The sequence below is a fragment of the Kocuria salsicia genome (genome assembly GCF_007681555.1).
GTDB classification, from domain to species: domain Bacteria; phylum Actinomycetota; class Actinomycetes; order Actinomycetales; family Micrococcaceae; genus Kocuria; species Kocuria salsicia.
In genome coordinates this window covers 246,848-261,359 of the sequence record NZ_VELE01000003.1, presented here as the reverse complement: position 1 = coordinate 261,359, position 14,512 = coordinate 246,848, and the positions used below count along the sequence as shown (strand labels likewise).

The 14,512-nt window shown below is 71.0% G+C and carries 10 protein-coding genes; all 10 read left to right on the top strand.

Annotated elements, in window-relative coordinates:
- Positions 1 to 44: 44 nt before the first annotated feature.
- The 10 genes from FS770_RS07575 (at position 45) to ftsZ (ending at position 14,422) form a co-directional block, all read left to right on the top strand.
- A complete protein-coding gene (locus FS770_RS07575; RefSeq protein WP_244944807.1) occupies positions 45 to 1,898 on the top strand; it encodes a peptidoglycan D,D-transpeptidase FtsI family protein in 1,854 nt (617 codons plus the stop codon).
- 98 nt (positions 1,899 to 1,996) lie between these two features.
- Complete coding sequence (locus FS770_RS07570) at positions 1,997 to 3,634, top strand: UDP-N-acetylmuramoyl-L-alanyl-D-glutamate--2,6-diaminopimelate ligase (protein ID WP_144942776.1); 1,638 nt, start codon at positions 1,997 to 1,999, stop codon at positions 3,632 to 3,634.
- On the top strand, positions 3,631 to 5,106 hold the full coding sequence (locus FS770_RS07565) for a UDP-N-acetylmuramoyl-tripeptide--D-alanyl-D-alanine ligase (protein WP_144942777.1): 1,476 nt from the start codon (positions 3,631 to 3,633) through the stop codon (positions 5,104 to 5,106). The genes FS770_RS07570 and FS770_RS07565 overlap by 4 nt, the downstream gene beginning before the upstream one ends.
- Positions 5,107 to 5,111: 5 nt before the next feature.
- Positions 5,112 to 6,245, top strand: coding sequence for a phospho-N-acetylmuramoyl-pentapeptide-transferase (gene mraY, locus FS770_RS07560; RefSeq protein WP_144942778.1), 1,134 nt, complete (start codon positions 5,112 to 5,114; stop codon positions 6,243 to 6,245).
- Positions 6,246 to 6,343: 98 nt separating this feature from the next.
- Positions 6,344 to 7,906, top strand: a complete 1,563-nt coding sequence (gene murD, locus FS770_RS07555) for a UDP-N-acetylmuramoyl-L-alanine--D-glutamate ligase (protein ID WP_186366722.1) — start codon at positions 6,344 to 6,346, stop codon at positions 7,904 to 7,906.
- On the top strand, positions 7,903 to 9,264 hold the full coding sequence (gene ftsW, locus FS770_RS07550) for a putative lipid II flippase FtsW (protein ID WP_144942779.1): 1,362 nt from the start codon (positions 7,903 to 7,905) through the stop codon (positions 9,262 to 9,264). Before murD ends, ftsW begins: the two co-directional genes overlap by 4 nt.
- On the top strand, positions 9,261 to 10,394 hold the full coding sequence (gene murG / locus FS770_RS07545) for an undecaprenyldiphospho-muramoylpentapeptide beta-N-acetylglucosaminyltransferase (protein ID WP_144942780.1): 1,134 nt from the start codon (positions 9,261 to 9,263) through the stop codon (positions 10,392 to 10,394). The genes ftsW and murG overlap by 4 nt, the downstream gene beginning before the upstream one ends.
- A 35-nt stretch (positions 10,395 to 10,429) precedes the next feature.
- The gene (gene murC, locus FS770_RS07540) at positions 10,430 to 11,836 is read left to right on the top strand and encodes a UDP-N-acetylmuramate--L-alanine ligase (protein ID WP_144942781.1); all 1,407 of its coding nucleotides are present in this window, start codon (positions 10,430 to 10,432) and stop codon (positions 11,834 to 11,836) included.
- Positions 11,836 to 12,936, top strand: coding sequence for a cell division protein FtsQ/DivIB (locus tag FS770_RS07535; protein WP_144942782.1), 1,101 nt, complete (start codon positions 11,836 to 11,838; stop codon positions 12,934 to 12,936). The genes murC and FS770_RS07535 overlap by 1 nt, the downstream gene beginning before the upstream one ends.
- Positions 12,937 to 13,177: 241 nt before the next feature.
- Positions 13,178 to 14,422, top strand: a complete 1,245-nt coding sequence (gene ftsZ, locus FS770_RS07530) for a cell division protein FtsZ (RefSeq protein ID WP_144942783.1) — start codon at positions 13,178 to 13,180, stop codon at positions 14,420 to 14,422.
- The last annotated feature ends 90 nt before the right edge of the window (positions 14,423 to 14,512 follow it).

Genomic DNA, 14,512 nt, shown 5'->3' with positions numbered 1-14,512 from the left:
GGAGGGAGCCGCACCACGCCGGAGTCCAGGAAACGAGGAAGACCGTGTCACCATCCACAGCGCGCAGGAACCGACTGCTCAGGCCCTACTCGCGCATGCAGGTGGGCATCGCCGTGCTGCTGGTGCTGCTGCTGCTGGTGGTGGGCAAGCTCTTCTGGATCCAGGGACTGGACCCCAGCGGCAGGGCGGAGGCTGCGGCGGCGCAGCGCACGCTGGTGGAGTCGATCCCGGCGGTGCGCGGTGAGATCACCGACTCCCGGGGCGCGGTGCTCGCCCGCACACTGCAGCGCTACGACATCACGGTGGACCAGACGGCGGTCACCTCGGTGGACGTCCCCAGCACGGACGGCTCCACCCAGACCGTGACCCCCACCCAGGCGGTGTACAAGATCGCCGACGCCCTGGGAATGAGCGACACCGACGTCAAGAAGGCGCTGGACGGCGACAAGACCTTCAACTATGTGGCCCGCGGCGTGACCCCCGAGCAGTACAACAAGCTGCGGGAGCTGAACCTGCCCTACATCTATGGCCAGCCCACGTTCCAGCGCAGCTACCCGAACGGCTCCCTGGGCGGCTCGGTGGTGGGCTTCCTCGGCGGGGACAGCCAGGCGCTGGGCGGCATCGAGCAGACCCAGGACTCCGCGCTGCGCGGCACGGACGGCGAGCGGCGCTTCGAGATCTCGGGCGACGGCGTGCGCATCCCCGTGGCCCCGCAGGAGCAGAAGGCCGCCCAGAACGGCTCGGACGTGCAGCTCTCCCTGGACAGCGACGTGCAGTTCTTCGCCGAGCAGGCGGTGCGCGAGCGCGCCAAGGCCCTGAAGGCAGAGTGGGGCACGGCCGTCGTGATGGACGTGAAGACCGGAAAGGTGCTGGCGCTGGCGGACACCTCCTCCGTGGATCCGAACGCGCCCGGGGAGGCCAAGGCGGAGGACCTCGGGGTGCGCGCGGTGACGCAGTCGGTGGAGCCGGGCTCCACCGAGAAGATCGCCACACTCGCCGGTGCGCTGGACCGGGGGATTGTGACCCCGTCCACCCAGATCACGGTGCCCTCCTACCTGCAGATCGGCTCGGAGAAGATCACGGACGCGTTCGACCACCCGGCGCAGAACCGCACGGTCGCGGGCATCATCGGGGACTCCATGAACACGGGAACGGTGATCATGGGCTCCAAGATGGACAAACAGACCCGGCACGACAACCTCGCGAACTTCGGGGTGGGCCAGGCCACGGGCATCGAGCTGCCCGGCGAGTCCACCGGCATCCTCGCTCCCGCGGACCAGTGGGACGCCCGCCAGGAGTACACAGTGCTCTTCGGCCAGGGCGTCTCCCAGACCCCGCTTCGCACTGCCTCGATCTTCCAGGCCGTGGCCAACAAGGGCCGTCAGATCGAGCCGCGCATCGTGAACTCCGTCACGGCGGCGGACGGCACCGTGAGCACCCCGCAGAGCCCCGAACCCAAGCAGGTGCTCTCCGAGTCCGCGGCCCAGGACACGCTGGACGTGATGGAGAACGTGGTGACCCAGGGCGGTGCCAAGGAGGCCGCCGTGCCGGGCTACCGCGTGGGCGGCAAGACGGGAACGGCCGAGGCCCCGAGCGACAGCGGCGGCTACGACGGCTACACGACCTCGTTCGTGGGCGTGGCGCCCATGGAGGATCCGCAGTACCTGGTGGCCGTGACCATGCAGCGCCCCCAGGGCGACGTCCACACGGTCGGGGTCACCTCCACGTTCTCCACGATCATGTCCCAGGTGCTCCACCACTACAACGTGGCACCCTCCACCACCGAGGGCCCGAAGTTCGACATGCAGGTCCCGGAGAACATCAAGCGGGACGTGACCCCGGAGAACGCCCTCGAGCAGACCTGGCCCGAGCCGAGCAGGGACGACTCCCAGGGCTAAACTTCCGATGCAGGCGCGCACAGCGTGGACTACTACCGGTGAGTTGCCGGCCCGGGTGAGCGGGGATCGTTCGCAGACAGGTTTCGAGAAGGACTTTCATGGAGACATCTGCCCACGAGGGGGTCGACGCGCAGAGCATGCGTCCCTCCCGACCCGTGCCCCACACGGTGCAGGAGCTGGCCCGGCTGACCGGTGCCGAACTGGTGCCCGCCCGTTCCGATGCGGCCGGCGCGGTGACGGGCGTGGTCCTGAACTCGCGCGAGGTGCAGCCCGGTGACCTCTACGCGGCACTGCCCGGTGCGCGGGTGCACGGGGCGCGCTTCGCCGGCGACGCCGCCGCCGCGGGTGCCGTGGCCGTGCTCACCGATCCGGTGGGTGCGCGTGAGCTCGCGGCGGCTGGTGTGGACCTGCCCGTGCTCGTGAGCCCGCAACCGCGCACGTGGGTGGGTCCGGTGGCCCGCGCGGTCTACGACTCCCAGCCGCAGGACGGCACCGGCCAGGAGCTCTTCGCCGTGACCGGGACCAACGGCAAGACCACCACCACGTACTTCACCACTTCGATCCTGCGCGCCCTGGGCCACACCACCGGGCTGATCGGCACCATCGAGATCCTCGCCGGAGACACCCCCATCCCCTCGCGCCTGACCACACCGGAGGCACCGCACGTGCACTCGCTGCTGGCCCTGATGCGCGAGCGCGGGATCACGGCCACGGGCATGGAGGTCTCCTCCCACGCCCTCGAGTACCACCGGGTGGACGGCGTGCGCTACGACATCGCCGGATTCACCAACCTGACGCAGGACCACCTGGACCTGCACGGCTCCATGGCCGAGTACTTCGAGGCCAAGGCGCAGCTGTTCACGGCGGAACGCACGCGGCGCGCCGTGCTCGTGCTCTCCGAGGACGACCCCTGGGGCGCCGCGATGGCGCAGCGCGCCCGCGAGAACCTGGGGGCCGAGAATGTGACGACCGTGGCCCTGCGCGGCAGCGACGCCGCGGGGGAGCCCGCGGACTGGACCCTCAGCTCGCTCGAACGCAGGGGGATCGGCAATGCGTTCCGGCTGCAGCACACGGACGGGACACAGCTGCGCGTGCACACGGGCTTGCCGGGCGAGTTCAACGTGGCCAATGCGGCGCTGGCCGTGCTCATGGTGCTGGACTCCGGCGTGGCCGTGGATGCCCTGCAGCGCGCGCTGGACGAGCACGACCCGCTCACCACGAGCGTGCCGGGCCGGATGCAGCTCGTGGGCACCGCCCCCACGTCCCTGGTGGACTTTGCCCACAACCCGGACGCGCTCGTGCGCTCCCTGCGATCGGTGACCCCCGAGGACCGCGAGGGCCGCGTGATCGTCGTCTTCGGCGCCACGGGCCAGCGGGACACGACCAAGCGGCCCGTCATGGGCAGGGTGGCCGCCGAGGAGGCGGACGTCGTGATCGTCACGGACGACGACCCCCACTCCGAGGAGCCCGCCCCCATCCGGGAGCAGGTGGCCGCCGGGGCCCGCGAGGCCGTGGCGAACGGAGCGCGCGCCACGGATGTGCTCGTCATCGAGCCGCGTGCCACGGCCATCCGCACGGCCGTTCGGATGGCCCGCCCCGAGGACTCGATCATCGTGGCCGGGCGCGGGCACGAGACCGCACAGGATTTCAACGGCGTGAGCGTCCCCCTGGACGATCGCGTGGAGCTGCGGAGCGCCCTCGAGGCGCTGCACGCGCACACGAAGGAGCAGAAATGATAGCCATCACCGCCGCCCAGGTGGCCGAGGCCGTCTCGGGCCGGCTCGTGGGGGTCCTGGACCCCTCGGCCGTGACCGTCACCTCGGTCACCACCGACTCCCGCGAGGTCGTGCCCGGCACACTGTTCGTGGCCAAGCCGGGGCAGAGCACGGACGGCCACCACTTCCTGCCGCAGGCCGCGCACGCCGGTGCCGTGCTGCACCTCACCGAGCGCGAGGTTGCCGAGGAGTCGGGAACACCCTTCCCGTCCGTCGTCGTGGAGGACGTGGTGCTCGCCATGGGCGCGCTCGCCTCGCACGTGCTCGGGCAGCTGCGCGCGGACCACGCTGTCACGGTGGTCGCCGTGACGGGCTCCGTGGGCAAGACCACCACCAAGGACCTGCTGCACGGGATCTTCAGCGCGCAGGGGCCCACGGTGGCCCCGCGCAACTCCTACAACGGCGAGGTCGGGGTGCCGCTGACGGTCTTCACCGCCACGGAGGAGACCGAGTTCTTCGTGATCGAGATGGGTGCCACGCACATCGGCAACATCCGCTACCTGTGCGAGATGGTCCGCCCGGACGTCGGTGCGGTGCTGTGCGTGGGCTCGGCCCACGCGGGCGAGTTCGGCGGCGTCGATAACATTGCGCGCGCCAAGGGGGAGATGGTCGAGGCACTGGCCCCGGAGGGCACCGCTGTGCTCAACGACGACGACGCCCGGGTGCGCGCCATGCGCGAACGCACCGTGGCGCGCGTAGTCTCCTTCGGCCAGGGCCCCGAGGCCCACGACGCGGCCACGGCGGACCCGCGCGTGTGGGCCGAGGACGTCACGACGGGCGCGGACGGCTGCCCGGTGTTCACCCTGCACCTGCCGGACGGCTCCGAGCACCCGGTGCGCTCGAAGCTGATCGGCGTGCACCACGTGACCAACCTGCTCGCGGGGGCCGCCGTCGCGTGGTCCGCCGGAGTGGATCCCGCGCAGATCGCAGCCGGCCTCGAGGGTGGCGCGCGCTCCCGGTGGCGCATGGAGCGCACCGAGCGCGCGGACGGCGTGACCGTGATCAACGACGCCTACAACGCCAACCCGCAGTCCATGAAGGCCGCGCTGCAGACGCTCGCGCAGCTGGGACGCGGGAACGCCGAGCACCCCGCCCGCCGCACGATCGCCGTGCTCGGCGCAATGCACGAGCTCGGCGAGGACTCCGTCCAGGCCCACGCGGATCTCGGGCAGCTGCTCGTGCGGCTGAACATCTCGCACGTGCTGGCCGTGGGGGATCTCGCCCGGCCCGTCTTCACCGCCGCGACCCTCGAGGGGTCGTGGGGCGAGGAGGCGGCCTGGGTGCCGGACGCCGAGCACGCAGAGGAGTACCTGCGGGAGCAGCTGCGCCCCGGGGACATCGTGCTGCTGAAGTCCTCGAACGCGGCGGGACTGAACCACCTGGGTGACCGGATCGCGGCATCCGGGTCCGAGACGATCCAGCGGGAGGTCTGAGCCGCATGATCCAACTTCTCATGGCATCGGGGCTCGGCCTCGTGTTCTCCATCTTCGGGACCCCGGTCCTCATCAAGCTCCTGGCCCGGCGCGGGTACGGACAGTACATCCGCGACGACGGCCCCACGTCCCACCAGACCAAGCGGGGCACGCCCACCATGGGCGGTGTGGCCATCCTGCTCTCGGTGGTGGCCGCGTACCTCGTGACCCACCTGATCAGTGTGCTCGCCTGGCCCGATAACGGGGGCATCACCCTCTCCGGGGTGCTGGCCCTGGGGCTCATGCTGGGCATGGGACTCGTGGGCTTTTTGGACGACTTCAAGAAGATCTCCAAGAAGCAGAACCTCGGGCTCACCGCCGCCGGGAAGATGATCCTGCAGGGGGCCATCGGAACGGCGTTTGCGGTCCTCGTGCTGTTCTTCCCGGACGCCTCCGGACACACCCCCGCCTCCACGGCGATCTCCTGGACGCGGGACACCGGGCTGGACCTCGCGTTCGCCGGGCCGCTCGTGGGCCTGGTCCTGTTCGTGGTCTGGGTGAACCTGATCGCCACCGGCACCACCAACGCCGTGAACCTCACGGACGGGCTGGACGGCCTCGCCACCGGCGCCTCGATCCTGGTGTTCAGCGGTTACATGCTCATCTCGCTGTGGCAGGCAGGGCACCTGTGCGACACCGTGGGGCAGGCCGCGTGCTACGAGGTCCGCGACCCCATGGATCTCTCGATCGTGGCCGCCGCCCTTGTGGGCGCGCTCATCGGTTTCCTGTGGTGGAACACCTCGCCCGCCAAGATCTTCATGGGCGACACCGGCTCCCTGGGTCTGGGCGGGGCGCTCGCGGCCTTCGCGGTGCTCTCCCGCACCGAGCTGCTGCTGGTGCTGATCGCGGGGCTCTTCGTGGTCATCACCCTCTCCGTGATCCTTCAGGTGGGTTACTTCAAGCTCTCCCACGGCAAACGGATCTTCAAGATGGCGCCCCTGCAGCACCATTTCGAGCTCAAGGGTTGGCAGGAGGTCACCATCGTGGTGCGCTTCTGGATCATTGCCGGGCTCTTCGTGGCCGCCGCCCTCGGGGTGTTCTACGGCGACTGGCTGCTGCACAACGGGGGAGCGTTCCCCGGCACCGAAGTGCTGCACTGACAGCGCTGGACCGACACCCCGCACCCGGTCTCCCCAGGGACCCCGGGACCCCCGACGAACGACACCCGGACCAGAGGAAGAAGAGGCACCGACCAGTCATGATGCACGCGAGCAACGAGAACCCCGTCCTGGACAACCCGCGGCTCACCGAGCTCACCAGCTGGGACGCCGACTGGTCCGGACTGCGCGTGGTGGTCGCCGGGATCGGCGTCTCCGGCTTCGCCGCCGCGGACACGCTCATCGAGCTCGGTGCCCTCGTCACGGTCCTGGACTCGGGCGACAACGAACGCAACCAACAGGCCGCGGACACTCTGAAGATCGTGGGCGCGCGCGACGTCGTGCTCGGCCCGGACGCCATGACCCGCGTCCCGGACGTGGTCGGGGTCCGTCCCGACCTCGTGGTGACCTCGCCCGGAATCCGCCCCACGAACCCGCTGCTGACGGCGGCGCGCGAGGAGGGGATCCAGATCTGGGGGGACGTGGAGCTCGCGTGGCGCGTGAGCGAGCGCCGCGGCCGTCGCACCCCGCAGTGGCTGTGCGTCACCGGGACGAACGGGAAGACCACCACGGTGGGGATGACCGAGTCGATCCTGCGGTCCGCCGGGCTGAAGGCCATCGCTGTGGGCAACGTGGGCACCCCCATCCTGGACGCGCTGCGCGACCCGGTGGAGTACGACGTCCTCGCCGTGGAGCTCTCGAGCTTCCAGCTGCACTGGGCGCACTCGGTGTCCCCGCTGGCCTCGGCGGTGCTCAACGTGGCCGAGGACCACGTGGACTGGCACGGCAGCTTTGAGAACTACCGCGCGGACAAGTCCCGCGTGTACGAGAACACGCGCGTGGCGTGCATCTACAACGTGGACCAGCCGGGCGCGGAGGAGCTGGTGGAGGCGGCGGACGTGGTCGAGGGCTGCCGCGCGGTCGGCTTCACCACGGGCACTCCGGGTCTCTCGATGCTCGGGGTGGTGGACGAGCTGCTCGTGGACCGGGCGTTCGTCGCGGACCGTGCCACGAGCGCCGCGGAGATCGGCTCCGTCGCGGACACCGGGGACCTTCCCACACGTCACGGGGTGGCCAACGCGCTCGCGGCCGCCGCGCTGGCACGTGCGGCGGGAGTGGAGCCGGGAGCCGTGCGGGACGGGTTGCTGGCCTACCGCCCGGGGGAGCACCGGATCCAGCTCGTGGCCGAGACGGAGGGCGTGCGCTGGATCGACGACTCCAAGGCCACGAACCCGCACGCCGCGCAGGCCTCGCTCTCCGCGTTCGACACGGTGGTGTGGATCGCGGGAGGGCTGTCCAAGGGCGTGGACTACGACGAGCTCGTGGCGGCCAATGCGCAGCGCCTCAAGGCCGTCGTGGTCATCGGCACCGACGACGCCGCGCTGCTGGGCTCGCTCTCCCGGCTCGCCCCGGAGGTCCCGGTTCTGGCGGCCACACCGGGCCTGGCAGGTGGCACGGCCACCTCCAACGGGGAGCCCGCGATCGACCCCTCGGACGGGCACGCGGTGATGCGCCGCGCGGTGCAGCTCGCCGCGGCGCGGACCGAGCCCGGTGACACCGTGCTGATGGCCCCGGCCGCCGCGTCCATGGACCAGTTCACTGACTACGCGGACCGCGGCACGTCTTTCGCCCGCAGCGTCCACGAGGAACTAGGACTGGCATGAGCACACGCGCACCCGCACCGACTTCCCCCCAGGGCGAGGCGCCCGAGAGCACACCGCGCCCCGCCGGGGCGGCACTGACCACCCGCCTGCGCGCCCTGTGGCACCACCTCACGGACGGCCCGCTCTTCCACTCCTACTACGCCCTGGCCGGGTGTGTGATCCTGCTGACCGGCATCGGCGTGATGATGGTGCTCTCGGCCTCCGCCGTGGAGTCCATTTCCGACAGCCGCTCCGCGTACTCCCTGTTCGCCAAGCAGGCGGTCTTCGGGCTGGTCGGACTCGTTCTCATGTTCTCGCTCTCGCTGGTGCCCGCCCGCTGGTACCGCGCCGCGGCATGGCCCCTGTGGGGTCTCAGCGTGCTGCTCTCGCTGCTGGTCTTCTCCCCGTTGGGGCAGGAGGTCAACGGAAACCGGAACTGGCTGGTCCTCGGCGGGCAGTCCTTCCAGCCCTCCGAGCTCGCGAAGCTCGCGCTGTGCCTGTGGCTCGCCGCACTGTTCGCCAAGCAGGGGGACGTGGTGGAGCACGAGTGGAAGAAGGCGCTGTGGCCCTCCCTGCTCGGCTTCGGCGTCCCCACGGTCCTCGTGCTCGGGGGAGGTGACGCCGGCACGGCCATCGTGTTCTGCCTGATCTACGCCGCCGCGCTGTGGTTCGTGCGCGCACCCATCAAGATCTTCCTGGGGGGTGCGGCGCTCGCGGTCGCCGGCGGTCTCCTCCTGGTGGTCACCGCCCCGCACCGGCTGGACCGCATCAAGGGCTGGCTCTTCGGTGACTGCGGTGCCACGGACGCGTGCTGGCAGGCGCAGCAGGGGCTCAACGCGCTGGCCACCGGCGGCTGGTGGGGCGTGGGCCTGGGTCAGTCCCGACTGAAGTACAACTACGTCCCCGAGGCGCACAACGACTACATCTTCTCGATCATCGGGGAGGAGCTCGGTCTCGTGGGAACCACCATCATCCTGGTGCTGTTTATCGTGATGGTGGTCGCCATGGCCCGGATCCTCACCCGCACCCGCAGCACCTTCGTGCGGATCACCACCGCGGGGATCGCCACGTGGCTCGTGGGCCAGGCGTTCGTCAACCTCGGCATGGTCACGGGCCTGCTCCCGGTGATCGGCATCCCCCTGCCGTTCATCAGCTACGGTGGTTCCGCGCTGCTCATGACCATGGCCGCCGTGGGTGTGGTGATGTCCTTCGCCCGGGTGCCGCGCACCGTGCGCGTGGGCCGCGGCCAGGGCCTGGGCGGCTCCCAGATCCTGGACGCCCAGGAGGCCCACGAACAGGGCCTCGACGACGGCGACGGCGCGGCTCGCGGCTCGTGGGCGCAGCGTGTGACCGGACGCTTCGGAAAGGGACGACGATGACTTCCACGCAGGAGAGCGCAGCACTCGAGCAGCGCGCGGGATCTGCCCGTGTGGTGCTCGCCGGGGGCGGCACGGCGGGGCACATCAGCCCGCTGCTCGCCATTGCGCACGCGATCCGGGATGAGCGCGAGGACGCGAGCGTGTGCGCCGTGGGGACGGCCTCGGGCATGGAGACCCGGCTGGTCCCCGCCGCCGGTGTCGACCTCGAGCTGATCGGACGCGTTCCCCTGCCGCGCAAGCCGTCCGTGGACCTGTTGAGGCTGCCTCGCCACATGGCCACCGCGGTGCACCAGGCGGGGCGGATCCTCGACTCCCGGCAGGCCACCGTGGTGGTGGGTGTGGGCGGCTACGTCTGCACCCCGGTGTACCTGGCCGCCCGTCGTCGGGGCATCCCCGTGGTCATCCACGAGGCGAACGCCAAGCCCGGGATCGCCAACCGGGTGGGCGCGCGCTTCGCTACCGCCGTGGCCACCGCCTTCCCGGACACACCGTTGCGGGGCGCACGCGTGGTGGGCATGCCCATGCGCCGCGAGATTGCCACGCTGGACCGCGCGGCGCAGCGAGCGGCAGCCCGCGCCGACCTCGGCCTGGAACTGGACCTGCCCACCGTGGTGGTCACGGGGGGTTCCTCCGGCGCGCAGTCCATGAACCGCACCGTCGAGGCCGTGGTCCGCGAGGTGGGGGAACAGGGCTACCAGCTGCTGCACGTGACGGGACGCGGCAAGGAGCTGCGCACTCCGGAGGGTGAGCTGCTGCGCGCCCCGCACTACGTCCAGACCGAGTACGTGGACGGGATGGAGAAGGTCTACGCCGCGGCAGACCTGCTCGTCGCCCGCTCGGGTGCGGCCACCGTGTGCGAGGTCGCCGCGGTGGGCCTGCCCGCCGTGTTCGTGCCCCTGCCCATCGGCAACGGGGAGCAGGCGCTGAACGCCCGTTCCCTCGTGGCCGCGGGCGGCGCGCAGCTCGTGGCCGACGCCGAATTCACACCCCGCTTCTACCGGGACACCGTGGCGCCCCTGGTGACCGACGCCGCCCGCCTGGACGAGATGACACGCGCCTCCGCGGCGCACGGCGTCCGCGACGCCGCCCAGGTGATGGCGCGGCTCACCCTCGACACCGCCCTCGCCTGACCCCCGCTTCCCCGCACGCACCACAGGAGACGACCGTGAACACCCAGCAACCCCTCGACCCCCACGGCCTGGGCCGCGTGCACTTCATCGGCATGGGCGGTGCGGGCATGTCCGCCGTGGCGCGCCTGCTGCTCGCCCGCGGCGTGGAGGTGAGTGGCTCAGACGCCAGGGACTCCGCGGGTCTGCGCGAGCTAGAGGCAATGGGCGCCACCGCGTTTGTCGGCCAGGCGGGCGAGAACGTCGCCGGGGCCGAGACCGTGGTGGTCTCCACGGCCATCAAGGACGGCAACCCGGAGCTCGCCGCGGCACGCGCCGCCGGTGCCCGCGTGCTGCACCGCTCCGAGGCGCTCGCCGCCGCCATGCACGGGCGCCACGTGATCGCCGTCGCGGGCACGCACGGCAAGACCACGACGAGCTCCATGGCCGCGGTCGCCCTGCGGGAGGCGGAGCTCGACCCCTCGTGGGCGATCGGCGCGCACGTGGCGGACCTCGGTGCCAACGCCGGTTTCGGCGAGGGCGACTGGTTCGTCGCGGAGGCCGACGAATCGGACGGCTCGTTCATGGCCTATCACCCCACGGTGGCGGTGGTGACGAACATCGAGCCGGACCATCTGGACCACTACGGCAGCGCCGAGGCGTTCTACCAGGCCTTCGACGAGTTCTCGGACACCATCCGCACCGGCGGCACCCTGGTGGCGTGCGCGGACGATCCCGGCGCCGCCCGCCTGGCCGAGCGTCGCCGTGCATCCGGCGCGCCGGTGCTCACGTACGGGGCTGACCCCTCGGCGGACGTGGTGGTCTCGGAGGTCACCCCGCACGGCACCGGCTCCTCGTGCCGCCTGGACTTCCCCGCCGCGGGGGAACGCCGAACCGCCGAGCTGCGTCTTGCGGTCCCCGGGGCGCACAACGTGGCCGATGCCGCCGCCGCCTTCACGGCGGGACTCGCCGCCGGCGCAGATCCCGTCCGGCTGCTCTGCGGGCTGGCAGGGTTCCACGGTTCCGCGCGCCGCTTCGACCTGCGCGGCGAGCAGGACGGCGTGCGGGTCTTCGACGACTACGCGCACCACCCCACGGAGGTCGCCGCAGCCCTGACCGCCGCCCGGGACGTGGCGGGGGAGCACCGCGTGCTCGTGGTCTTCCAACCGCACCTGTACTCCCGCACGCGCGAGTTCGCCGAGCCGTTCTGCCGTGCGCTGGAGCTCGCGGACCTCGCGTGCGTCCTGGACGTCTTCGGGGCCCGCGAGCAGCCGGAGCCCGGCGTCACGGGGGAGAGCATCACACGCTTCGCCGACGGCGCCGCGGTGGTCTCGACGCCCGCGGCCGAGGACGCGATTGCGGCGGTGGTCGCGCGGGCGGCCCCGGGCGACGTCGTCATGACCGTGGGTGCCGGCGACGTCACCGCGCTCGGCCCCGAGATCCTCTCCGCCCTGGCGCGACGCTGATGGCCCGCTCCCTGCCCCCGCACCAGCCGTCCTTCGGCGGACGGGCTTCCGGCGAAGCCCACTCCGAGGACTTCCACGCCGCAGACCCCGGATCCGAGGAGGATTCGGTGGCCTCGGCGGGCCTGGACGAGCGCGATCCCGCGTGGGACGCGGACTGGGGTGTCGGCCCGGACGGGGAGTTCCACGGCGTCGAGGACGACCCGCCCGCGGTGCGGGTCAACGACAGTGGCAAGGTCACCCGCGTGGACACGGGTCAGCTCGAGGCGGCCCCCGCGGCGGGGGGGCGCTTCTCCACGTGGCGTGCGCGACGCCGTGCCGCGCGAGCCGAGGAGGCGGCCGGGTCGACCGGTGATCCGGGCGACGCCGCCGGTGAGGACGCCGACTCCACCGTGCTGCAGTTCCCGCCCAGCACCCACCGGCGCCGCCGCAGACGCCGACTGATCACGCTGCTCGTGTCCCTCGCGGCCCTGGCCCTGCTCGCGCTCGTGGTCTTCTTCTCCCCGCTGTTCGCCGCCCGCACGATCGACGTGGAGGGCGCGACCCTCACGGACCCGCAGGCGGTGCAGGAAGCACTCTCCGGATTCCAGGGCGTGCCCCTCACCCGGATCTCGAAGCAGGACGTCAGGGACTCCCTCGGGGACGTCCCCCAGGTGAAGTCCGTGGACGTGGTATTCCACCCGCCGCACACGATCACCGTGCAGCTGCACGAGCGCGTGGGAGTGGCCGTCGTGGAGGACGGCGACTCGTTGATGCTGGTGGACTCCGAGGGCAAGCCCCTCTCCACTGTGGCGAAGGCCCAGCGTCCGGACGTTCCGCTGGTCTCCGGCGGGCGCGGTGTCCTGAGCACGCAGAAGTTCACGGACGTCTCCGCGGTCCTCGCGGCGCTGCCCGCGGAGGTCCTCTCGAGGCTCGAGAGCGCCGCCGCACCCTCGGGCTCGGCCGTGGAGCTGACCTTCAAGGACGGCCGTAAAGTGCTGTGGGGGGACGCCTCACAGAGCGATTTCAAGGCGCAGGTGGTCGCGGCCCTCGTGAACTCCGAGGCCACGGCGAACGCCACCCAGATCGACGTGTCCGCACCGCTGCACCCTGTCGTCAAGTGACCAAAATTTCAACGCTCAAGAGCGACTTGAAGAGAAGTCCTCTGCGTGACCTGGAGGTTTGCGGGGTAATCGGGTAACACGCCCCGGCATGATATGGAGAACGCCCCCGAGGTTGTTATCCTTACCGTCAAAGGAATGGTGTGCCTCCGGGCACCTCAGTTCACCCGAGTTTAACGCAAGACTTTAGACTTTTTCAGCGAATCATCCCCGGATAGCGCAAGCCCACGCGAGTTAGGTGCATATGGACTCCTCAACCCCCCAGAACTACTTGGCCGTCATCAAGGTGGTCGGCATCGGCGGCGGCGGCGTCAACGCCGTGAACCGCATGATCGAGGAAGGCCTGCGCGGCGTCGAGTTCATCGCCATCAACACCGACGCCCAGGCTCTGCTGATGTCGGACGCGGACGTCAAGCTCGACGTCGGCCGTGAGCTGACCCGCGGCCTCGGCGCCGGTGCGAACCCGGACGTCGGGCGCCAGGCGGCCGAGGACCACGAGGAGGAGATCCAGGAGGTGCTCAAGGGCGCCGACATGGTCTTCGTGACCGCGGGTGAGGGCGGTGGCACCGGCACCGGCGGCGCTCCCGTGGTCGCTCGCATCGCCCGCTCGCTGGGTGCCCTGACCATTGGTGTGGTCACCCGCCCGTTCACGTTCGAGGGCCGCCGCCGCTCCAACCAGGCCGAGAACGGCATCGAGACCCTGAGGGACGAGGTGGACACGCTCATCGTGATCCCCAACGACCGTCTGCTCTCCATCTCGGACCGCAACGTCTCCATGCTGGACGCGTTCAAGTCCGCGGACCAGGTGCTGCTCTCCGGCGTCTCCGGCATCACGGACCTCATCACCACCCCGGGCCTGATCAACCTGGACTTCGCGGACGTCAAGTCCGTGATGCAGGGTGCGGGCTCGGCGCTGATGGGCATCGGCGCGGCGCAGGGCGAGGACCGGGCGGTCAAGGCTGCGGAGCTCGCCATTGCGTCCCCGCTGCTCGAGGCGTCCATCGACGGCGCCCACGGCGTGCTGCTGTCCATCCAGGGCGGCTCGGACCTCGGCCTGTTCGAGATCAACGAGGCTGCCCGTCTGGTGCAGGAGGTTGCCCACCCGGAGGCGAACATCATCTTCGGTGCCGTGATCGACGACGCCCTGGGGGACCAGGCACGCGTCACCGTGATCGCCGCGGGCTTCGACTCCGTGTCCCAGGAGACCAACGCGAACAACTCCTCCCCGGCCCAGCGCCAGGCGGAGAACACGCGTGCGACCTTCGGCGGGGATGCCTCCCGCCCCTCGGGCCTGGGCCGTTCCCCGCAGCGCGGCGGGAACTCCTACGCCGCTCCCACGGGCAGTTTCGGCTCGCGCCAGAACCAGAACGATGACGTCCCGGACGACGCCGGGTTTGACGTGGACCTGCCCGCCGAGTCGGACGCGCCGTCCTCCTCGAGCTCCTCCGCCCGCAAGGACTCGCTGGACTTCCCCGACTTCCTGAAGTGAGGCGACGGGCGCCCGGCGCCCGCTGACACGCCGTCGCCCCTCGGGGACAGTGCGAGGAGATCGGCACTGGCGCGGGAGCGTTCAGAAGGG